This is a genomic window from Sphingopyxis sp. (genome assembly GCF_019459305.1).
In the GTDB taxonomy this organism is placed as follows: Bacteria; Pseudomonadota; Alphaproteobacteria; order Sphingomonadales; family Sphingomonadaceae; genus Sphingopyxis.
In genome coordinates this window covers 1-21,054 of record NZ_JAIBES010000079.1, presented here as the reverse complement: position 1 = coordinate 21,054, position 21,054 = coordinate 1, and the positions used below count along the sequence as shown (strand labels likewise).

Below are 21,054 nucleotides of genomic sequence, written 5' to 3'. Positions count from 1 at the left end.
GTGGCGGGGGAACGCAGCAATATTATCTCGCCGACCGGCTTTGCCGCGCTGCGCGCCGAATATGACGCGTTGCTCGGCGACGAGCGGCCGAAGCTGGTCGAGGTGATCAGCTGGGCAGCGGGCAATGGCGACCGCAGCGAGAATGGCGACTATATCTATGGCCGCAAGCGGCTGCGCGAAATCGACCGGCGCTTGTCGTTTTTGGCGCGGCGCATGAAGGCGGCACGCGTCGTCGATCCCGCCGAACAGCCCGACAAGAGCCGCATCTGGTTCGGCGCGACCGCCGAGCTTGCAGACGACGACGATGCCCGGCGCACCGTCACGCTGGTCGGTGACGACGAGGCCGAGGCCGGCGACGGCCGGATCGGCTGGAACAGCCCTCTCGCCCGCGCGCTGCGCGGCGCCGCGGTGGGCGATGTGCGCGTCGTCCAGCTGCCGTCGGGGCAGAAAGAGTGGGAGGTGATGGCGGTCGGCTATCCCTGACCAGTCACTCACCAATCCCCGCGATCAATTCGCGTTGATCCTTGCGTAATTCCGGCAGGGCGCGCGCCAGCTTGGCCCAATGCGCCGCTTCCTTTGCATCCGCCCCTACCCCGACCCCCTTGGCATAGGCATCGGCCAGGATCGCGCGCGACCCCGCAAAGCCCGCGCGCGCTGCAATGCCGCAATCCTCGATCGCGCCGGGCAGCGTCTTGGCCGCAAAATGCGCCTCGCAAAGCCAGTGATTCCCCTCGGGGTTGCCGGTGGCGGCAAGAGTGCGCAGCTGCGCGAGGTTCGCCGCGCGGGTGTCGGCGAAATAGGTCAGCGCAAAGATCGCCGCCGGATGGCCCTTTTCGGCCGCTTCTGCATAAAGCGCCTGCGAGCGGGCGAAATCGGCAGGTCCGAAGGTACCCGCCGCCAGCCGATACGCCAGATGCGTCTTGGCCTTCGAGAACCCGGCATTCGACGCCGCGACATACAGATCATAGGCGCGCTTTAGTTCTTCCGGCGACGGATCATTTTCGAGCAGCAGATAGGCCAGCTCCTGCTGCCCCGCTGGAAATCCCTGCGCCGCCGACGCCTCGAGATACCCCCGCGCCCGCGGCAGATCGCGTTTCAACCCGACGCCGAGCGAGAACATATAGCCCGCCAGCTGCTGCGCCAGCGGATGGCCGCCGTCAGCGAGCGCGATCAATTCGCTGGCGGAGTGGCGCGACAGGACATCGGCGATCAACATCGGCTCGTCCTCGATCGCCAATCGGTCGAGCGAAATATCGGCGAGCGGATCGGCAGTGGCACCGCGCAACGCGCCTTCGGCCGCCGCGCCGGGCGGTGGCGGCGGTGCCGACAAGGGCCGAAACACCGCCCCGGGCGCCACGCGCGCTGGAACTTCCGGCGGCGCGACGAGATAATAATCGTCGAACCAGCTGCCATAATGGAACGGCTGTTGCGGCCCCAATTCCATACCATGCGTCCGCTTATAAACTTCGCGCGACACGATCTTGAAATAATCGGATATTTCCAGGCCTGGGATAGCCAGTTCTTTGACCACTGCGGCGGCAAACGGACTGACCGGCGACCCGACCGGCGCGAAGTCGAGCGCGGGCCGTCCCTTCGCGGTCGAATAGAAAACCGCCCCCTGCCCGATGTCGAGCAGCCCGAGCGGCGCCGATGCCGCATCGCCCGCCGCGACATTGACATCCTCGATCCGCACCACCGGTTCGGTTGTGCGGCAGGCATCGACGAACACCAGCGTGAAGGCGCCCGCAGGCACCACTCGCTTCACCGCCGCCTCGATCGATAGATAGCGTTTTTCGACATCGGCGCGCCGCGTCGCTGGCGGTGCCTCCATCGGCACCAGCCAGTTGCGTCCGCCATATTCGAAACCATGCCCGGCGTAATAGATGACGACCGAACTCGCCCCCGCCGCCTCGGCAGCAAAACGCGTCAGTGCCGCGTCGAGCGTCACCATGTTGGCATTGCGGACAATGCGCGGCGAAATCCCAGCCTTGGCAAAGGCAGCGCAGACATAATCGATGTCGTTGACCGCATTCTTCAACGACGGCCATTCCCAGTCATTATAGGCACTGTTGCCGATGAGCAGCGCCACGCGTTCGCCCTCAAGCGGTGCGTCGCCGCACGGCGGCGGCTGTGCCGCAGCGACCGAGGTCGTCACAATCGCTCCGAAAAGCGCCGCCAACAACGCCCCTATTCGTGTCTGAATTGCCATCCTTGCCCCTCTTGGCCCCGGCGAGCGGCCGCTTGGAAATGGCAAAATTCTGCGCAACTTCACTCTGAAATCACGTCAGCGCCCGCGTTCGCCGTCCCGTACCCCTGACGGTAAGTGACCGGGCCAATGTAGGAAAGCGGAAAGTCGCGCCGGGTCAGGGCTGCAACAGCGCCGGGATGATCCAGATCGCCGACAAAACGATCACCACGGCGATCAGCGAAAAGGCCAGGACGTAGCGGACATTATGCCCTTTGACCCCGCCGCTTGCTTCGGTTTCATCCACTTCGACATGGTCGTCGACGATTTTCATAATGCGTTTCCCTTCCAACTCGTCCGCTTAATACGCGGACCCCGCGCGAGGGGTTCCCGCGCCGCGGTGGGGAGGTAAATGCCAGAGGGTCTATAAGCCGGGTTCTGTCCACCCCGTTGCCGGGGATGGGCGATCATTCCTCTAGGCGAACGGTTACCCGAACGCTCAAGCAGTCAACCCGGATGGCGGAGCCGGAACCAGCCCTGAGACTGAACTCGTGCCATCCCTATTCGACCTTGCTCCCGGTGGGGTTTGCCGTGCCGCGCCTGTTACCAGCCGCGCGGTGCGCTCTTACCGCACCCTTTCACCTTTCGCCGGGCCGAAGCCGTGGCGGTTTGCTCTCTGTGGCACTTTCCCTGAACCGATCCGAAGACCGGCCCGCCGGACGTTATCCGGCACCGTGATTTCCGTGGAGCCCGGACTTTCCTCCCCCGGCAGGATACCCCACCGGCGGCGATCGCCCAACCCTCTGGCTGAGCGAGTATAGCGCGATCCGACGCGCAATACGAGCGATTGTGGAAGGGCTGGTTTCGAGTTGAAAGCAGAATAGCTGCTTCAAGGGGTTGTGCCGAGGTTAGCTGCCTTAAGGCTTGGGCTGAACCCAGATGGTCGGAACGTCGTGTTTGTTTGCCCATTGCTGCGCGGCGGCCAGCGCACTCTCCAACGATAAGTCGCTTTCGGCTAGAGAGCCATATCCTACCCATTCGCCGTCCGCTTTGAACGACCCACCCGATCCGAAGAATCGTCCATCGTCAGATGCTTCGATGATCAGCCAACGCTGATCGCCGCCGTGTTCCGGCATGTCTTCATCACACGAAAGGTAAATCACGTCGGCCATGAGGCGATCATGATTGGCACAACGAACGACGGCAAGTGGGAGACGTCTCGATCCAATTGAACAGCTGAGATTTGGTCGCAAGCTACCGCGTGGCGGTTGGCAGTAATCGCTTGGGAAACCGCAGTCGGTAATGGGGTGCGGCGGATGCACTAGTGCAATCGGTCGCTGGCTTGAATGACGACGGTCGTGATAGCATTTTGTCCTCACGCTGGAGACGTCACCATGAAATCCGCCCTGAAAACAGCCTTCGCCTAGGAAATGGCCGGAGCACGCGCCGCCGAAGACGCGGGCGACATGGCGCTTGCCAAACACCATCTGGAACGCGCTCATATTCTGGGACAGCGCTGGTACTGGACTCACATGAAAACGCATTTCCAAATGCTGCGGCTCGCACTCAGACAGTCGGATGGCAGAGAAGTGCGGGGACAGTTTGTCCGGCTGATCGGTGCCGGTCCCTTCCACATGGCGGGCTGGGTTCCGGTCGGCAACACGGGCGGCGCGGACGTTTCGGCAACACGCCCGATGCCGATACCATCGGATCTGCAATCCCATCTTGAAGGTCATTCGCTTTGTAACGGGTTGATCCTGCGCGCTGTTCTGGTCGCCGCGCTCGTTGCCGCCTGTCTGCTGATTGTGCGCTAAACCGGTAGCCGACAACGCAGCGCGATTCTTGTCGGCGCGAACGCGCCGGCGAAGTCACTCGTTCAGTTCCCTTCGGGTTGCGGCAGCAGCAAACCCAGCAGGATCGCCCGGCACTCGCCGTCGATCGTGCCATCTATCAGTTCGGGGCGAAAGCGGCGCTGGAACGCAACCGTCGCCGCAAACCCGTCGGTCACGTCATAACCGAAGCGTTCGAGCGCCAGCAGGAACCCCGCATCGGTCCACAGCGGATCGGTCAGTTTTTTGCGCGGGCGCGGCAACGCGAGGCGGCGGCGGGCCAGTTCTTCCCACGGGAATAATTCGCCCGGATCCTGCTTGCGGGTCGGCGCAATGTCCGAATGGCCGACGACATTGCCGCGCGTGATTGCATAGCGATCCTTAATCAGGTGGACCAGGCGGACGACCGAGGCGACCTGCGGATCGGGGAACGGGACATAGCCGAATTCATGCCCCGGATTGACGATCTCGATCCCGACACTCGCCGAATTGATGTCGCTGACGCCGCGCCAGTGCGAGCGTCCGGCATGCCAGGCGCGTTTTTCTTCGGGCACCATATGGGTGATCTGGCCGTCTTCGCTGACGACATAATGCGCCGAGACTTTGGCTTCCGGATTGGCGAGCCAGTCAATGGCCGCCGCGCCGGTCTTCATACCGGTATAATGCAGCACGATCATCGAGATAGGCAGCGCGCGCTCGTCGAAATTGGGTGACCAGCGTTCGATAAAATCGCTCATGCGGTTCGCGGCCCATGTTGTTTCATCCCGGTGCGGAATACTAATCCACCTGCGCCAGCGCTGCGCAAATTGCAAGGTCAGGCCGCCGCTGCGCGGCGCATTTGCTGGTCGGCGGGTTCGTACAATCCGCGCAGCCGCGGGCTGGCAACGAACTGGTCGGTTTGCCCAAGCACCGTTTCCCCTGCCCCAAGCACGAGGAAGCTTTGCGGCGCCGCCATTGTCCGCAGCTTTACGAACGCCTTTTGCCGCATCGAGGGAGAGAAATAGAGCAGCAGGTTGCGACAGAATATGAGGTCTGCGGGGCTGGGGAGCGGCGGCCGATCGGTGAGCATGTTCTGGACCGAAAAATCGATGCGGCGGCGGATATCCGCTTTGACCAGCCAGCCAGCCTCGGTCTGATCGAACCAGCGCACCATCCGCTGTACGGGCAGCCCGCGCTGAATTTCGAACTGGCTGTACAGTCCAACGCGGGCGCGGCTGATCGCGTGGTAGCTGACGTCTGTGCCGACGATATCGACCTGCCAGCCTGCCCATTTTTCGCCCTGCTCGGCGATGAGCATCGCGAGCGAGTAAGCCTCTTGCCCGGTCGAGACGCCGCAATGCCAGATCGTCAAACGGCGGCGAAGCTTGTTGATCTCGCGCAGCTTATCAAGCACTGTGGCAGCAATGTCATCGAACAGGCTGTATTCGCGGTAAAAATAGGTCTCGTTGTTCAGCATAGCGTCGACGGTATCGTCAAGCAGTTGGCGACTGGTCGAGGTGACCAATCCCGCGACCAGCGCGTCGAGATCGGCGATGTTGTGGCGCTGCATCACCGGTTTCAGCGACATTTCGATGCGCCAAATGCGGCTGGGTGAAAGCGTCTGGCCAGTCCGGGACTCGAGCACGCCCATCAGGACGCGATAAGCCGATTCGCTGGCGCTGCCGCCAATCATGGCTTGCGCCGACCGGGCAGGAAGCTGCCGAGCATCAGCGCGATCGCGTCGGGATTGAGCGTGGCGGCGGCGAACCCTGCCTTGGCGACCGCGCCGGGCATACCCCAGATGACACAGCTTTCGGGCGCCTGCGCAAAGATTATGCCGCCAGCGTCTTTCAATCGCGCCGCGCCGATGACGCCATCGCGGCCCATGCCGCTGAGGATCACGGCGACGCCGCCCTTGCCGTAAACGTCGGCAACTGAATCAAGCATCGGATCGGCCGACGGGCAGCAGCCATTTTCGACGGCGCGACGGTCGAGCGCGATTTCATGGCGGCGCCCGTTCTTAACAACGAGCAGATGGGCATCCCCCGGCGCGAGATAGATATGGCCGCGCTCGACCGGCATCCCCGACTGGGCGACCGCCACTTTGCGGTCGGTCACAGTAGCGATCTGCTTAGCGTAAAATTCCACGAAGGCATCGGGCAAATGCTGGGTCAGCAGGATCGGCGCCGTGATGCGCGGGTCGAGGTTGGCGAGGAAATTGGTGAAGGCGGGAATACCGCCGGTCGATGCCGCGACGGCAATACATTCGATCAGCTGGTTGCTGTCGATCGCCAGCGCAACGGGCGCCGGAGTACGGCGTTCGGCGACGGGAACCGGCGCCGGGAAATCCTGCTGGTTACCCAGCGACATGATGCGGTCGGTCAGCACCTCGGCAAACCGGCCCGAAAAGCTGCCGCGGCCGGGCTTGGCGAGCGGGTCGCTCGCGCCGAGCGCGAGCGCCTCGATCGCCGCCGGGCCGCCTTCGACACAGTTTGACGAAAGGATCAGCACCCGCGCCTTGGCGGCGCGCGTTAGGATGTGCGGAAGCGCGTCGATCCCGCTCATGCCCGGCATTTCAATGTCGAGCACGATGACATCGACGGGTTCGCGGGCGAGAAAGGCCAGCGCGTCGTGCGCCGAGGCGACCGAGGCGCAAATTTCGAGTCCCGGACGCTGATCAACGATACGTTCGAGGATGCTGCGCGCAACCAGGCTGTCGTCGACCAACATGACCCGCACCGTCCGCGCTGACGGTTCGGGAGCGGAAACCAGGGGTTGCGGACGCGCCATCGCCATCGCCTTACGCGACGCCGACGAGCTGCAATTTTCCTTCCAGCGTTTCTCGGTCGAACGGCTTCATCACATATTCGTCGGCACCGGCCTCGATCGCGGCGCGGATATGGTCGATGCTGTTTTCGGTGGTACAGAACACCACCCGCGGCCGTTCCTCGTGCCCATAGTCGAGGTCATTGAACGCGCCGAGAAATTCCATCCCGCTCATCACCGGCATGTTCCAGTCGAGCAGGATCACGTCGGGACGGTTGGCGCGGCAAAAGGTCAGCGCCTCTTGGCCGTCGGCCGCCTCTTCGACGGCAAAAGACATGCCTTCAAGGATATGGCGCGCGACTTTGCGAATGACTTTACTGTCATCGACGACCAGACAAGATTTCGACATTCATTCCTCCGCAACACCCAGATTTCACGTCATGCTAGTTTCAAAGGAGTGTCTAGCCCGTTAATTCATGCTGCCTTGAGTGCAGGCAGGGTGATGAAATGCGACGGATCGAGCACCAACAGCGAAGCTCCCCGGTGCTCGATCATGCCATCGGCGACCCGCGCCCAGCCGGGAAGCAATTTGCTCGCCACCCGTGTTTCGGGCGCTTCGATAAAACAGACATCCTCGATCGCGTCGGCGAGCAGCGCATAGCCATGGTCGGCGACGTCGATGACGATCACCCGCTGCCCCGCCGCAAAAGGAACCGGCGGCAGGCCGATGACAACATGCGGATCAATCAGCGTGAACACGCGGCTGCGTAGCGCGAAGAGGCCCGCGACATGCGGCGGCGCGCCGGGAACTTCGACCGGAATGCCGACGGTCACCACCGAATTGATCGCACGGCTGCGCAGCGCGACGCGGGTGTCGGCGATGCGCGCGATCAGATAAAGTTTTTCCATCATGGGCGGCCTCCTCCGATGCGGCGGGCCAGCGCGTCGAGCAGCGCCTGGCGATCGTAGCGATAAATGGTTTCGTCATCCGACCCCGCCGCGGCAATCGCGCTGCGCAGGCGGATAACCGGGATTTCGTCGCCGACATGCGCGCAGGACGCGCCATCGTCGGTCAGGCAGAGCAAGACATCGGGCGCTTCCTCCACCACATCCATGTCCGACACCACCCGGTAACCGGCGCTGCGCAGGATCGGCGCGAGGAAATTGCAGCCCCAGCCATCATGATCGTCGGCCAGGCGGCAGAGCGGATGGTTCGGCGCGGCATCGACACCCAGTACAGCATATTGTGCCATCAGCCAGAAGGGATCGATCAGTTCGACGGGCTCGCCGCTGACCAGCACGACACCGGCGATGAGCCCCGGCGCCGCCGACGGTTGCACCGCATCGGGCAAGCGGACGATGTCGATGACTTCGGCGATCGGATAACAGAGCACCGATTGACCGTCGAACAGCCGCAGCAGCTTCAGCGATCCCTCGGCTTCGGGCAGGTTCGCGGTATGGACGGGGAAAATTTCGTCGCCGATCTGCACTTGAACGCGGCCCGCGCTTTCGAACAGCGCCGATGCGGAGACTTCCTCGACCCGCTCGATGACCGACAACCGGACCCCGCGGACCCAGCCATTCGTATCGCGGAACAGCAGCAGTTGCGCCGCATTACGCGCGGCGTTCGCCTGCGCTTCGGCGGCGGCCATCTGATCATGGTTGCGGCCCGTTTCGGTCGCGTCAATCGCTGCAGCGGCCACCAGCCCCTGCACATCGAGCAACAATACCGGGCGGCCGTTGTCGGGCAACGTCGTCCCGGCGTAAAGCCCCGTCGCCATGATCATCGGCGCGGCGGGCTTGATCACCAGTTCCTCATGGTCGTGGATCGCCGCGACGCTCAGCGCATAGCTTTGTCCCTGCCCCGGCCGTACGATCACAAGCGCGCGGTCAGCGACATCGTCGTCGTCGCTCGCTTCACGTCCGAGCACATTCTCGAGCCGCAGCAACGGATATTGTTCGCCGCGCACCGTCGCCAATTCGCCGCCACCGACGCGATCGATCCGCACCGTGTCGCCATTCTCGAGCAGGATTTCGCGCACCGCACCGCGCGGAATGGCAAAATATTGCCCCGCCGCGCGCACCATCAGCCCCGAAATGATCGTCAGCGTCATCGGCACACGCAGCAGAATGGTCAGCCCCCGGCCCTCGTCATTGCGCAGTTCGACAACGCCGCCGATCTTTTCGACATTTGCTTTGACGATATCCATGCCGACACCGCGCCCCGACACTTCGGTAATTTTTGCCGCGGTCGAAAAGCCCGGACGAAAGACGAGTTCCAGCTTGTCCTTGGCCGACAGAGTGCGCGCTTCGGCGGCGGTGATCGCGCGCGATGTGATCGCCTTGGCGACCAGCGCATCGGGCGCCATGCCGCGGCCGTCGTCGCGGATTTCGATTTCGATCTGGTTGCCCGACTGACGTGCCGACACCGAAATGGTCGCGGTGATGTCCTTGCCCGCGGCGACGCGATCTTCGAACGCTTCGATGCCATGGTCGATCGCGTTGCGGACAATGTGGATCAGCGGGTCGCGGATATTTTCCATCATCTCGCGGTCGAGCTCGACTTCGCCGCCGCTGGTCTGGAATGCGATCTTTTTGCCCATGTCCTGCGCCAGATCGCGGACAATGCGCGGCAAGGGCGCGAACAGCTTGTCGATCCGCTGCATCCGCATCTGGCTGACCGACTGGCGCATGCCGGCGATCGAATCGGACAAGCGATCGAAAGAGGAGATGACCGTCGGACTAGCCCCCGAATCGCGGAGCATCCGGGCAAATTCGTTGCGTGCGAGGACGATGTCGGTGACCCCGGTCATCACGCTGTCGAGCAGCGGCAGCGGCACCCGGATCGAGCGCCAGCTTTGCAGTTCGGCTTGAAGGTCATCGTCGCGGCGGAGCGGCACCCCGGCAACCTCATGTCCGTTCTCGGACGGCGAGTGCTGTTCGGCCAGCGCCGCGATCACATCGCCGTCGTCGCCAGCTGGTTCGACACCATCTTTACCCAATGCAGCGCAGACAATGTTGAGCCGGTCGATGATGCCAAGCACGCCGGTGACGAGCGCAGCATTGGCAGGACGGTTGCCGCGACGGACCTGGTCGAGCGCGTCCTCGGCCGCATGCGACAATGCGATAACGCGCGGTAGAGCGAGGAAACCCGAGCTGCCCTTGATCGTGTGGACAAGGCGAAAAATCGCGTCGAGCTGGGCGCGGTCAGCGGGATCGGCCTCCCATGCGACGAGGGCCCCACCGGCATCGGCAAGGTTTTCCGCCGTTTCGGCCAAAAAGTCGTCAAGCAGATCGTCTATCACGGTACCGGTGCGCCCCAGAAACTGAAGCTGCACCATGGCGGACAATGGTTAATGGAGGGTTTGCATATTCTTCTCTCCTGTCGCCGTTGCACGATCGGATGTTGTGGGCGATACATTATAGAGTAAAGCATGGCTTTACATTATTCGGTTGACCTAGGAGAAACGTAAGGCATTGCTTTGCGCGTGGAGATCGAGAGCATCCGGCACAAGGCGCTCCGGCGGTTCGTCGAAACCCGAAAGCCCAAAGGCTTGCCGGGTGATTTGACCGACCGGCTGTTCAAGATGCTGACCTTCATCATCGCCGCGGACACGTTGGAGGAACTTGCGACGCCGCCCAACTATGGCCTTCATCCCCTGACCGGGGACCGTGCCGGGACATGGGCGATGACCGTGGCGCGCAACTGGCGCATGACATTGTAGATCGACGATCAGGATACTGTAATCGATCTGGAATTAGAGGATTATCACTGATGGCTATCAAGGTTCACCCGTCGTTCGCGATCCATGCCGGGGAATGGCTCAAAACGGAGATTGTCGAGGCGCACGGCGTCAAGATCAACGATCTGGCCGAGGCTTTCGGCGTCAGCCGTCAGGCGATCAGCGGCTTGCTGAATGGTCGCTATGCGCTGACCGCCGAGATGGCGATCCGGTTCGAGAGTGCTTTCGGCGTGAAGGCTGAAACGCTGATGCGGATGCAGACGCGCTACGAACTGGCCCAGGCCCGCGAGCACGGCGCCGAACTGGCCGTTCGCAGCCTGATCGCCGCGTAGTTTTCGGACAGGCAAGCGTACCCGCCTTGCAGCAAGTCTTTACCCGCGCCCGCGCAGCACTGCGCCGACCAGCAGCGAGGATGGCGTTTCGCGCGCGAGCATGACGGTACCGCCATTCTGTGCCGCAACCGCCTGTACCAGCACTGCGGGTGCGGTGCGTGAGGTCATCGCGGTGGCGCCTTCGCCGTCGCGCAGGATGGTTTCGACGTCCGCATCGAGGAAGATGCGTTCGGCCTCGACATGCAGCGCGATTTCGATGCTCCCCTCCTGGTTGGCGTCCTGATTTTCGCACCCGATGTCGAGCCGCCCGCCGCGTACCAGTGCATCGACCAGCAACAGCGACAGGTTGAGGATGATCTTCACCGCAGGCTTCGGCAGCGGGTCGCTGCCGATCATCCAGTTGAGTTCGATCGCGCGATCGCCGATGATCCCCTGGATCGCCGATTTGGCTTCGTCCGCGGGCACGAGTTCGCCGAAGCCGCCTGCCGAGCCGAACGCCAACCGAAAGAATTTCAGCTTGTTCGCGGACGTCCGCGCGCTTTGTTCGAGCAGCTCGAAACAGCGTTCGCGCATCGCCGGGTCTTTTTCGTCGGCGAGCAGTTCGAGGCCATTGGCGAAAGCGCCGACTGGGCTGAGCAGATCGTGGCACAGGCGCGAGGCCAGCATAGAGGCGAAATCGACGCGGTCGTCGGACATGAATACAAAGCTCCCCGCAGACCGGGCATTTCCGGCGCGCGCCTGCTCACTAAGGCACGGACTCTGGCTAGACAAGCGCGTTCCCCCCATTCCGTTCGCATCGAGCGGAGTCGAGATGCTCCTCGTTGATGCGTGTCTTCACGGTGTCTCGACTACGCTCGACACGAACGGAACTGATTGAGCAGTATCTTGAAATTTGGCGTGCCAGAACCACATCCTCATCAATGCAGGGGGATGACAATATTTTGACCGTAGCGCTGGCCGACAGCGCGGTCGGCCTGCGCCTCGACCGGGCGCTGGCCGAAGCCTTGCCCGACCTGTCGCGCGAGCGGGTCAAGAGCCTGATCAAGGACGGCCGCGTCGCCAACGCCAGCGGCACGATCCTGCGCGACCCCTCGGCGAAGGCCGCCACCCCCGCCACCCTCGAAGTCCGCGTCCCCACCGCCAAACCGACGCACAATGTTGCTCAGAATATGGGTTTGATCATCGCCTATGAGGACGAGCATCTTATCGTTGTCGACAAGCCCGCTGGCATGGTTGTTCACCCCGCCGCGGGCAATTTCGACGGGACGATGGTCAACGCGCTGCTCCACCATTGCGCGGGGCAATTGTCGGGGATCGGCGGCGTCGCCCGCCCGGGCATCGTCCACCGTATCGACAAGGACACCAGCGGGCTGATTGTCGCCGCCAAGCATGACCGCGCGCACGAAGGGCTGGCGAAGCAATTCGCCGCGCACAGCATCGACCGCCGCTATATCGCGATCGTGACCGGGCGCCCGATGCCCGCCAGCGGCACCATCGACGCGGCGCTCGGCCGGTCGAACACCAATCGCAAGAAGATGGCGGTGGTCGCCGCCGACCGCGGCAAGCGCGCGGTGACGCACTATCGCACGATCGAACCGCTGCGCCACGTCAGCCTGATCGAATGCCAGCTGGAGACAGGGCGCACGCACCAGGTACGCGTTCATATGGCGCATATTGGCCATCCGCTGGCCGGCGACCCGGTCTATGGACGCGCCCGCAAGCCGCTGTCCGAGGTACTGAAGGCGCGGAATTTCGTGCGGCAGGCATTGCATGCGGCCCATTTGGGCTTTATTCACCCGGTGACCGGTAACAATATCGCGCTCGACAGCGAAATCCCCCCGGACATGCGGGAACTGATCGACGAACTGCGCGTTTAGGTTTCGAATGAAAATCTATCTCGACCGCTTGCACAAACGGCGGCATATTCTGACTCCAGATACCAAAGGGAAGACGCTCTCCAATGGCTAAAAGCAATGTTCCGGCCACCGTGCCAGCGCTTGGCGGCGAAGCCAGCCTGAACCGCTATTTATCGGAAATCCGCAAATTCCCCCTGCTCACCCCCGAGCAGGAATATATGCTCGCGAAGCGGTTCCAGGAGCATGGCGACAACGAAGCTGCGGCGCAGCTCGTCACCTCGCACCTGCGGCTCGTGGCGAAGATCGCGATGGGCTACCGCGGCTATGGCCTGCCGGTCAGCGAACTGATCAGCGAAGGCAATATCGGCCTGATGCAGGGGGTGAAGAAATTCGACCCCGAACGCGGCTTCCGCCTCGCGACCTACGCGATGTGGTGGATCCGCGCCTCGATCCAGGAATTCATCCTGCGCTCGTGGAGCCTCGTCAAAATGGGCACCACCGCGGCGCAGAAGAAGCTGTTCTTCAACCTCCGCCGGATGAAGAACAATCTGGAGGCGTTCGAGGACGGCGACCTGTCGCCCGAACATCTGACCAAGATCGCGACCGACCTGGGTGTCACCGAGGAAGAGGTCACCAGCATGAACCGCCGCATGGCGATGGGCGGCGACACGTCGCTGAACGTCCCGATGGGTGAGGATGGCGACAGCCAGTGGCAAGATCTACTTGGTGACGAAGGCCCGTTGCAGGACGAGCGCGTCGCCGAAGCGCAGGAACGCGACGTGCGCCATTCGCTGCTCAGCGAAGCGCTCGAAACGCTGAACGAGCGCGAACGCCATATCCTGACCGAACGCCGCCTGACCGACGATCCCAAGACGCTGGAAGATTTGAGTCAGGTGTACGACGTCAGCCGCGAGCGCGTCCGCCAGATCGAAGTGCGCGCGTTTGAAAAACTGCAAAAGGCGATGCTGAAGCTCGCAGGTGACCGTCGCCTCATCAACGCCTGACGCTTGTGACGAATTAACCAATGCGCCCGCGATTTGACTCGCGGGCGCATTGGGCTAGCCTCCTCCTCGGGTTGAGCGAAGGGGGAAATATCATGTGGAAATGGATCCGGATTCCCAAAGGAATAGCGCTGCTGGCGTTTCTGTTGCCCTGGATGACCGTCAGTTGTTCTGATCAAAAACTTGTCGAGGCGAGCGGCTTCGGCCTCGCGTTCGGCCGCGTCACCGCCATGGGTCAGGCCTCGCAGGCCAGCGACGGCGCATCGATGAATATCTGGCTGATTCTGGCGCTGCTAGCAATTGCGGGCGGACTGTTCCTGCTGTTCACCAAAGGACGTGAGGCGGCGAAGCCGGTGCTCGGCACCTCGGTCGCCGCGCTGCTGCTGATCATCGTCGGCACCTGGCGCTACAGCAAAGATACAATTTTGGCCGAAGCCGCGAAGAATGACGGCGGTGCGATGGATCAGGCCGCGCTGGCGATGATCCAGGTCAATTGGCACTTCGGTTACTGGCTCGCACTGCTGGCGTTGATTGTCGGCGCAGCGATGGCGTGGCTGGTGATGAGCGGCAAGGAAGCCGAAGCTGAAGCCAAGATGCGCTCGCTCGCCGCCGACGCCACCGACGCGGCGAAGGGCGCGGCGGCCAAAGCTAGCGTCGCGATCGACGCCTCCAAGGACAAAAAGGACGACGAGCCGCCGAAAGCGCCCTGAGGCTGCTCGCAGATTCAATCAGCCGCTTGCCGACGAGCGGCAGGCAGCTATGAAAACGGCATGACAACCGCCGCCAGAAAACGCCCAAACCGCCGCAAACTTCCCTGGTATTTGCGCCCATTCAAATGGTTGCTGTGGTTTGTCGCGATTTCGGTGCTGTGGGTGCTGCTTTATGCTGTGGTACCGCCGCCGGTGACCTTCACGATGCTGGCCGACAGCAACGGCATCACCAAGGACTGGACGAGCCTGTCCAGCATCGACCGTAACATGGTTCGCGCGGTGATCGCGGCGGAAGACGGAAAATTCTGCACCCACAACGGCTTCGATACCGAGGCGATAGAGCAGGCGATCGAACGGAACGCAAAGGGCAAACGGATGCGCGGCGGATCGACAGTCAGCCAGCAGACCGCCAAAAATGTCTTCCTATGGCAAGGCAGCGGCTGGACGCGTTACGTCCGCAAAGTGCCCGAAGTATGGTTCACCTTCCTGATCGAGACGATCTGGGGCAAGCGACGGATCATGGAGGTCTATCTGAACGTCGCCGAGACCGGCATCGGCACCTATGGCGTCGAGGCGGGGGCGCAGCGCTATTTCAAGCATGGCGCGGGTAGGCTGACCCCGGCCGAGGCGGCGCGCATCGCCGCAATCCTGCCGCTGCCGAAGAAACGCCCCGCGATCAGCCCGTCTGGCTTTACCCGCAGATATGGCAACACGATCCGCGCCCGCATCGGCCAGGTGCGCCGCGATGGGCTGGACGGGTGTGTGTATAGCTGAAAAGAGTCGTTGGGGGGGGTGAGCAGACTAACGCTTTAATGCAGGCGTCGGCACAAAAATTGGATTTGAATTTTCGCCTTCACGACATAGTTCAAAGTGTCCCGCCTGCTCGTCTTTGAAGCGAGTCGGCCATCCGCCGATGCAATCTGTTGGCGTCGTATCGATGCCATTGACGATAGCTATCGACATTGAATTAATCCGCGCTTCCTCCATCAAGCAATTTAGGTTATCCTTCGGCGTTCCGTCGATTTTGATAAACGTTGATCCGACATAATCCAGTTATGATGCGTCCGTCACGAGGTGCTCAATTTTATAGTCTAAAAGGAGCTTCGCACTCATCGGACCGTCCTTCGGTTCGCAACTTTTCCCAGAATGTGATCGTAATTATGGTCGATTACGCAAAATACTGGAGGGCTTCTCCTATAGTTAGCCACGCCGCCGCAGCGATACTTGCGATTCCCAGAGCGGTACCAGCTAACATTCCTAATAGAAACAGGCGACGGTTCATTGCTTTTCTCATGAAGAAGGACTTTAGCCGCGATTCCTATGCCTGCAATCGGTCGTTAGCCGTCAGCCGGTCACGCCGCCCACTCGCCCGGATCATCCTGCGCGCCAATCAACGCCAGGCCATGCGCGATCGACGTCAGTTCGCCGCCGGTCGCAATCCGCTCTGCCCCGAACCGCCGTTCGAACATTGCGCCGATGGCGGGGATCAGTGAAGACCCGCCGGTCAGGAACACCCGGTCAATGCCCTCCGGCACCACCGCCGCGCGGGCGAGCGCGGCATCCATCGCGGCCTCGATCCGCCGCAGATCGTCGGCGATCCACGCCTCGAAATCGGCGCGCCGCACGTCGGCCTCGATCTCCACCCCATTACCCGAAAAGCGAAACGCAGCCTCTTCCTCGCTCGACAGCGCGCGCTTGAGCTTCCCCACCGCATCATAGAGCGGAAAGCCCTGCTCTTGCTCGATCAGCGCGATCATCCGCCCGATCGATTCGGGATCGACCGCGTCGCGCTGTAGCCGGGCCAGTTCGGCCATCGTCCGCCGGTTGCGCATCAGCGCCAGACGCGACCAGTCGGCGAAATCGCGGAAATGGCCGCCGGGAATTTCGAGCAATTTGTCGAACGAGCGATACATCCCGCCTTTGCCAAGCAAGGGCAGCACCAACCGATCGATGATGCGGTAATCGAACCGGTCACCCGCAATGCCGATCCCCGATGACGCCAGCGGCACGCAGCGTCGAGGCGCGCCGGGCGCGGCGACGCGGACGATCGAGAAATCGGTGGTCCCGCCGCCGAAATCGGCGACCAGGATCGCCGCGGGCTCGGTCAGCCGCGCGGCATAGCTGTGCGCCGCGCCCAGCGGCTCGTGCACGTAGATAATCTCGGTGCCAAAGGCTGCGAGCATCGCGTCATAGCGTTGCCGCGCCAGCGCCGGATCGGGCCGTGCTCCGGCATATTCGACCGGTCGCCCGACGATTACCCGCTGCGGCAGCGTATCGAGCCGCCCGCCGGCATGCGCGACCAGCCGCTGGAGGAACAGGCGCCCCATATCCTCGAATCGATAGGACTTGTTGAAGATCAGCGCGCGCTCGAACGACGCGCTGGCGGCGACGCTTTTGAACGACTGGACGAAGCGGCTGTCGAGCGGCGACTGGAGATATTCGGCGATCGCCCAAGGCCCCGCCTCATGCGCAATCCCCTGCCACGCCCGCTCCTCTTTCCAGAAACACAGCGCCGAGCGGAACACCGCACCGGTGGCGTCGTCCCCGGCATATTCGACCAGCTCCGATCCGCCCTGCCCGTCAGTCAACGCAACGACGGTATTGGTGGTTCCGAAATCGAGCCCGAGCGCGCTGGCCGTGGCGTGGCTGGTCATGGCGTGCACCTCTGGCTGATCTGGCGGGGCGGCGCCTATTGCACGGGGCGTCAAAGCGGGCAAGGCACGCGGATTGAATGATTTGCCCGCGCTTGCATTTCCCGCGCTTCCCCGCTAAGCGCCGCCGCTTCCGACCATGGTCATCCCTGGAGGCGTGGCGGACTTTGAAACTTTTTCTCGGAGAATAATGATGAGCGACCAGCTGGTGCTGTCGGCCGAGACGCGTGATCGGGGAGGCAAGGGAGCCTCGCGTGAACTGCGTCGTGAAGGCCGTGTCCCCGCCGTTGTCTATGGCGGCAAAGAAGAACCCCTGATGATCCATGTCGAAGAAAAGCTGCTGATGAAGCAGCTGATGACGGGTCACTTCATGAACTCGGTCGTGATGATCGACGTCGGCGGCAAGCAGATTCGCACGCTGCCCAAGGACGTCGCGTTCCACCCGGTCAAGGATCGTCCGATTCACGCCGACTTCCTGCGCATTTCGAAGGATTCGAAAGTCCAGGTCGCGGTGCCCGTGGTGTTCATCAATGAAGAAGCCTCACCGGGCCTGAAGCGCGGCGGCGTCCTGAACATTGTTCGCCACGAACTCGAACTGATCTGCGACGCGGACAAGATGCCCGACGACATCGAAATCGATGTCACCGGTTATGATGTCGGCGATTCGATCCACATCAGCAACGTGACCCTACCCAAGGGTAGCGAAAGCGCGATCACCGATCGCGACTTCACCATCGCCACGATCGTCGCCCCCTCGGCGATGAAGTCGAGCGAAGGCGATACGACGGTCGACGGCGGCGAAGCTGCTGCCGAAGGCGGCGAAGAAGCCTAAATCCATTCGGGCGGCCCCTCCCGCAGCGGGAGGGGCCATCCACGAAAGGCAGATGCGATGCAGCTCTGGGTCGGCCTCGGCAATCCCGGTCCGCAATATGCGATGCACCGCCACAATGTCGGCTTCATGGCGGCCGATGTCATCGCCAACGTCCACGACTTTCCGGCACCCGCGAAGAAGTTCCAGGGCTGGATTCAGGACGGGCGCATCGGATCGACCCGCATCCTGCTGCTCAAACCCGGTACCTTTATGAACGAGAGCGGCCGCAGCGTGCGTGCCGCGATGGATTTCTACAAACTCGCAACGCCCGACGTGACCGTCTTTTACGACGAACTCGACCTGGTTCCGATGCAGGTGAAGGTCAAGCGCGGCGGCGGCGCGGCGGGGCATAACGGCATCCGCAGCATGATCCAGCATATAGGCGAGGATTTCCGCCGCGTCCGCATCGGCATCGGCCATCCTGGCCACAAGGACCGCGTCACCGGCCATGTGCTGGGCAATTATCACAAGAGCGAGATGGAGCCGCTGATCGACCTGCTCGGCGCGATTGCCGCCGAGGCGCCATGGCTGGCCGAGGGCAATGATGTGCGCTTTCAGAGCGATCTGGCGCTGCGTCTGCAAGGCTGACGATCGTGCAGCGCGTGCTGATCAGCGGGCCGTGCGGCGCCGGGAAATCAACGTTGGCCGCCGAATTGTGACGAACGCTGGACCTGCCGGTTTATCACATGGACCAGCTCAATGGCGTCCCGGCTGGATTGAAAGCAGCAAGGATGATATCCGCGCCCGACTGGCCACCATCACCGCCAGCGACCAGTGGCTGATCGACCGTAATTATGGCGGGACGCTCGGTGTGAGACTGGCACGCGCCGATACCGTCGTCTATCTCGATTTTCCGATCCGGCTGTGCACCTGGCGCGTGTTGCGCCGGATCTGGACCTATCGTGGGCAAACGCGGCCCGACATGACCGAAGGCTGCCCCGAGCGTTTCGACCTCGAATTCTTCCTCTACATCCTCGCGTGGGACAGCGGGCCACGGTTGCGTACCGAAGAGCGGCTGCGCGAATATGGCGGCCGCGTCGTGCGGCTCAGATATCCGGCAGCACTGCGGGAATGGCGCGTTTCGCTGGACAAAGCGACCGCCTGACCCCGGTTTGGCGTTGGCGCAAAATTCAGGCATGATCGCTCCTGAAAAGGAGTCTACCATGCCCATCCCTTCCCGTCCCAGCCGCCGCGAACTCATCGCTGGCGCCGCAGCATTGACCGCCGCCACCCCTGCCCTGCTGCATGCCGCAACCCCCACGGCAGCGCCGTCGCTGAAAGGCCGCACGATCCTGATAACCGGCGCTTCGAGCGGGTTTGGCCGGGTCGGCGCGCTTTATTATGCCGGGCTGGGTGCCAAGGTCATCGCGACGATGCGCGGGCTGCCGCGGCCCGAGGCGGATACGCTCGCCGCCGAGGCGGCCAAGGAAAAACTGGACCTGCATATCGTCGAAATCGATGTGACCAGCGACGCCTCGGTCTCATCAGGCACCGTCGAAGCGCTGGAAATCGCCGGGGGGCGCATCGACACGCTGATCAATAATGCCGGGATCGGGATCACCGGGCCGGTCGAAGTTCAGGACATGGAAGCGACGAAGCTGATCTTCGATACCAATGTCCTGGGCATCCAGCGGATGCAGCTCGCGCTGTTGCCCCAGATGCGCGCCGCAAAGAGCGGGCAGATCTTCAACGTCTCGTCGCAGTTGGGGCGCGTCGTCGTGCCGGGCGGCGGCCATTATTCGGCGACAAAGTTTGCGGTCGAGGCGATGTCCGAACAGCTTGCCTATGAGCTCGTCCCGCACGGCATCGAGGTCACGGTTATCCAGCCGGGTGGTTATCCGACCAAGGTGTGGGTCAATCGCAACGCCTATACCGGCGCGCTCAAGCAGCGCAGCGATGCGGCGGTGCTCGAAGCCTATGCGCCGTTCACAAAGGGCATGGGGACCGAGGACGGCAGCGGGCGCAGCGCCGATCCGCTCGACGTGCCGCGCGCGATTGCCGAGGTCATGGCGATGCCCGCGGGCAAGCGTCCGCTGCGCCGTGCGGTGCATCCGGGCAACAAGCCGCAGGAGGCGATCAACCGCGTTTCGGCCGAGGTGCAGCTGGCATGGCTGGGCGGCAGTGCGCTGGGGCCGCTGATCAAGGCGGTCCACGACTGACCGGACTAGCGCGGCGCAGTCACCGGCGACCGTTTCGGCGGCGGCGGCGGCGATCCGTCGCGGCTGTGCGCCATCAGGGTCACGCACATCGTCCGGTGGACGCGGTGCGGGCCGCAGGCGATGCCGGCATAGCGATGCGTCGGACGCAGCAGGCTGTGGCGATGGCCGCGGCCGGGGACACCGTCGTCGATCAGCAATTGATGCACCACCCCCGCCGCGCTGTGGTGGCCATAGGTGATGACCTCATTGACGTAAGGACCGCCGCCGCGCGCCTTCATGCGTTCGCCGGGGCCATTGCCGCGGGTATAGTGGCCGACGGCGCCTGACCGCGACTGAACCGCAACATGATCGGCCGCGGCGGCGGCCAGCAGGTCGCTTTGCTGCAACCGTGACAACGGCTTTTCGGAACGCAGGTCGCGGATCGCTTCGTCGACAGCGGCGACGCCTTCGTTGGTCAAGATGTCAATTTCGCCATCGGCTTCGCCGCGCAGGCGTCGGCCCTCGAAGCGCGGGAGGTAGCCGCGCAGGTCGCTTGTGTAGGCGGCAGGGTCGCTGCGAAAGCGATTCAGTTCGGCGAGCACACCGGCTTCGAAACGGCTGGGCGCAGCGCTGGCGGCGACCGCACCAAGACCCAACACTAGCGCGGAAGTGGTCCATCGAACAGGGATCATCATGGCTCCCGCGATAAAGCCGCAAGGCTGAACCCTTCGCAACGATAATCTGGCGCGTCAAAAGCTGGCGTCGCAGGCGACTTGGCGCTAGGGGCGCTGCAACCCCGGCGTCATGCCGGTCACACGGAGTTTTTATGGGTTTCAAATGCGGCATCGTCGGCCTGCCCAACGTCGGCAAGTCCACCCTGTTTAACGCGCTGACCGAAACGGCGGCGGCGCAGGCGGCCAATTACCCCTTCTGCACGATCGAGCCGAACATCGGCAATGTCGCGGTTCCCGACGCGCGGCTGGAAAAGCTCGC

At 62.9% G+C, this 21,054-nt stretch carries 26 protein-coding genes and 1 other RNA gene; 13 read left to right on the top strand and 14 right to left on the bottom strand.

All coding sequences use genetic code 11. The features are described from left to right. Positions 1-483 (top strand): transcription elongation factor GreB, encoded by a 483-nt coding sequence (gene greB / locus K0M74_RS08985; protein WP_293970781.1) that lies wholly within the window; start codon positions 1-3, stop codon positions 481-483. A 4-nt stretch (positions 484-487) separates the two neighbouring features. Here the strand turns inward: greB and K0M74_RS08980 are convergent, their stop codons facing one another. The 4 genes from K0M74_RS08980 to K0M74_RS08965 form a co-directional block, all read right to left on the bottom strand. Continuing rightward, entirely contained in the window at positions 488-2,155 is a 1,668-nt protein-coding gene (locus K0M74_RS08980; RefSeq protein WP_293970778.1) for a caspase family protein, read from the bottom strand. 208 nt (positions 2,156-2,363) lie between these two features. Continuing rightward, positions 2,364-2,519 carry a hypothetical protein gene (locus K0M74_RS08975; protein ID WP_169714570.1) on the bottom strand — a complete coding sequence of 52 codons (156 nt, stop codon included), beginning with the start codon at positions 2,517-2,519 and terminating at the stop codon, positions 2,364-2,366. A 77-nt stretch (positions 2,520-2,596) separates the two neighbouring features. Next, positions 2,597-2,992, bottom strand: an RNA gene (rnpB, locus tag K0M74_RS08970) — RNase P RNA component class A. Positions 2,993-3,102: 110 nt separating this feature from the next. Then, positions 3,103-3,357, bottom strand: a complete 255-nt coding sequence (locus K0M74_RS08965; RefSeq protein ID WP_293970775.1) for a hypothetical protein — start codon at positions 3,355-3,357, stop codon at positions 3,103-3,105. A gap of 258 nt (positions 3,358-3,615) precedes the next feature. Here K0M74_RS08965 and K0M74_RS08960 point away from each other — a divergent pair, with 258 nt between their 5' ends. Further along, positions 3,616-3,999 carry a DUF3703 domain-containing protein gene (locus K0M74_RS08960; RefSeq protein ID WP_293970772.1) on the top strand — a complete coding sequence of 128 codons (384 nt, stop codon included), beginning with the start codon at positions 3,616-3,618 and terminating at the stop codon, positions 3,997-3,999. A 62-nt stretch (positions 4,000-4,061) separates the two neighbouring features. On the opposite strand, the gene K0M74_RS08955 is transcribed toward K0M74_RS08960, so the two are convergent. The 6 genes from K0M74_RS08955 to K0M74_RS08930 all read right to left on the bottom strand — a co-directional run bounded on the left by K0M74_RS08955 (position 4,062) and on the right by K0M74_RS08930 (position 10,100). Continuing rightward, complete coding sequence (locus tag K0M74_RS08955; protein WP_293970769.1) at positions 4,062-4,751, bottom strand: N-acetylmuramoyl-L-alanine amidase; 690 nt, start codon at positions 4,749-4,751, stop codon at positions 4,062-4,064. Positions 4,752-4,828: 77 nt separating this feature from the next. Beyond that, a complete protein-coding gene (locus tag K0M74_RS08950; protein ID WP_293970766.1) occupies positions 4,829-5,581 on the bottom strand; it encodes a protein-glutamate O-methyltransferase CheR in 753 nt (250 codons plus the stop codon). A gap of 101 nt (positions 5,582-5,682) precedes the next feature. After that, entirely contained in the window at positions 5,683-6,783 is a 1,101-nt protein-coding gene (gene cheB, locus K0M74_RS08945; protein WP_293970763.1) for a chemotaxis-specific protein-glutamate methyltransferase CheB, read from the bottom strand. A gap of 10 nt (positions 6,784-6,793) precedes the next feature. Then, complete coding sequence (locus tag K0M74_RS08940; RefSeq protein WP_088441997.1) at positions 6,794-7,168, bottom strand: response regulator; 375 nt, start codon at positions 7,166-7,168, stop codon at positions 6,794-6,796. 65 nt (positions 7,169-7,233) lie between these two features. Further along, a complete protein-coding gene (locus K0M74_RS08935) occupies positions 7,234-7,671 on the bottom strand; it encodes a chemotaxis protein CheW (RefSeq protein ID WP_293970758.1) in 438 nt (145 codons plus the stop codon). Further along, positions 7,668-10,100 carry a chemotaxis protein CheW gene (locus K0M74_RS08930; RefSeq protein WP_293970755.1) on the bottom strand — a complete coding sequence of 811 codons (2,433 nt, stop codon included), beginning with the start codon at positions 10,098-10,100 and terminating at the stop codon, positions 7,668-7,670. The genes K0M74_RS08935 and K0M74_RS08930 overlap by 4 nt, the downstream gene beginning before the upstream one ends. A gap of 147 nt (positions 10,101-10,247) precedes the next feature. Between K0M74_RS08930 and K0M74_RS08925 the strand changes: the two genes are divergently transcribed. After that, complete coding sequence (locus tag K0M74_RS08925) at positions 10,248-10,484, top strand: type II toxin-antitoxin system RelE/ParE family toxin (RefSeq protein WP_293970752.1); 237 nt, start codon at positions 10,248-10,250, stop codon at positions 10,482-10,484. Positions 10,485-10,534: 50 nt separating this feature from the next. Then, entirely contained in the window at positions 10,535-10,834 is a 300-nt protein-coding gene (locus K0M74_RS08920) for a HigA family addiction module antitoxin (protein ID WP_293970748.1), read from the top strand. Positions 10,835-10,873: 39 nt separating this feature from the next. Here K0M74_RS08920 and K0M74_RS08915 read toward each other — a convergent pair whose 3' ends face one another. Continuing rightward, positions 10,874-11,530 (bottom strand): histidine phosphotransferase family protein, encoded by a 657-nt coding sequence (locus tag K0M74_RS08915; protein WP_293970745.1) that lies wholly within the window; start codon positions 11,528-11,530, stop codon positions 10,874-10,876. 224 nt (positions 11,531-11,754) lie between these two features. Here K0M74_RS08915 and K0M74_RS08910 point away from each other — a divergent pair, with 224 nt between their 5' ends. The 4 genes from K0M74_RS08910 to mtgA all read left to right on the top strand — a co-directional run bounded on the left by K0M74_RS08910 (position 11,755) and on the right by mtgA (position 15,175). Then, positions 11,755-12,711, top strand: coding sequence for an RluA family pseudouridine synthase (locus K0M74_RS08910; RefSeq protein ID WP_293970742.1), 957 nt, complete (start codon positions 11,755-11,757; stop codon positions 12,709-12,711). An 83-nt stretch (positions 12,712-12,794) separates the two neighbouring features. Beyond that, a complete protein-coding gene (gene rpoH, locus K0M74_RS08905; RefSeq protein WP_088441992.1) occupies positions 12,795-13,694 on the top strand; it encodes an RNA polymerase sigma factor RpoH in 900 nt (299 codons plus the stop codon). 92 nt (positions 13,695-13,786) lie between these two features. Then, positions 13,787-14,401, top strand: a complete 615-nt coding sequence (locus K0M74_RS08900) for a hypothetical protein (protein WP_293970739.1) — start codon at positions 13,787-13,789, stop codon at positions 14,399-14,401. Positions 14,402-14,461: 60 nt separating this feature from the next. Next, a complete protein-coding gene (gene mtgA / locus K0M74_RS08895) occupies positions 14,462-15,175 on the top strand; it encodes a monofunctional biosynthetic peptidoglycan transglycosylase (protein WP_293970737.1) in 714 nt (237 codons plus the stop codon). A gap of 27 nt (positions 15,176-15,202) precedes the next feature. Here the strand turns inward: mtgA and K0M74_RS08890 are convergent, their stop codons facing one another. After that, complete coding sequence (locus K0M74_RS08890; RefSeq protein ID WP_293970734.1) at positions 15,203-15,391, bottom strand: hypothetical protein; 189 nt, start codon at positions 15,389-15,391, stop codon at positions 15,203-15,205. Positions 15,392-15,753: 362 nt separating this feature from the next. Beyond that, on the bottom strand, positions 15,754-17,055 hold the full coding sequence (locus tag K0M74_RS08885) for an Hsp70 family protein (RefSeq protein ID WP_293970731.1): 1,302 nt from the start codon (positions 17,053-17,055) through the stop codon (positions 15,754-15,756). Positions 17,056-17,245: 190 nt separating this feature from the next. Between K0M74_RS08885 and K0M74_RS08880 the strand changes: the two genes are divergently transcribed. From K0M74_RS08880 to K0M74_RS08865, 4 genes are all read left to right on the top strand, one after another. After that, positions 17,246-17,884, top strand: coding sequence for a 50S ribosomal protein L25/general stress protein Ctc (locus tag K0M74_RS08880; protein ID WP_293970728.1), 639 nt, complete (start codon positions 17,246-17,248; stop codon positions 17,882-17,884). 57 nt (positions 17,885-17,941) lie between these two features. Beyond that, positions 17,942-18,511, top strand: a complete 570-nt coding sequence (pth, locus tag K0M74_RS08875) for an aminoacyl-tRNA hydrolase (RefSeq protein WP_293970725.1) — start codon at positions 17,942-17,944, stop codon at positions 18,509-18,511. A 67-nt stretch (positions 18,512-18,578) separates the two neighbouring features. Then, positions 18,579-19,028: a topology modulation protein gene (locus tag K0M74_RS08870; RefSeq protein WP_293970722.1), complete on the top strand. Its 450-nt coding sequence runs from the start codon at positions 18,579-18,581 to the stop codon at positions 19,026-19,028. A gap of 58 nt (positions 19,029-19,086) precedes the next feature. Then, the gene (locus K0M74_RS08865; RefSeq protein ID WP_293970720.1) at positions 19,087-20,082 is read left to right on the top strand and encodes an SDR family oxidoreductase; all 996 of its coding nucleotides are present in this window, start codon (positions 19,087-19,089) and stop codon (positions 20,080-20,082) included. 5 nt (positions 20,083-20,087) lie between these two features. On the opposite strand, the gene K0M74_RS08860 is transcribed toward K0M74_RS08865, so the two are convergent. Then, complete coding sequence (locus tag K0M74_RS08860) at positions 20,088-20,756, bottom strand: CAP domain-containing protein (protein ID WP_293970717.1); 669 nt, start codon at positions 20,754-20,756, stop codon at positions 20,088-20,090. A gap of 131 nt (positions 20,757-20,887) precedes the next feature. Between K0M74_RS08860 and K0M74_RS08855 the strand changes: the two genes are divergently transcribed. Then, the coding region (locus K0M74_RS08855) for a GTPase (RefSeq protein WP_293970802.1) at positions 20,888-21,054 on the top strand (167 nt) is incomplete at its 3' end.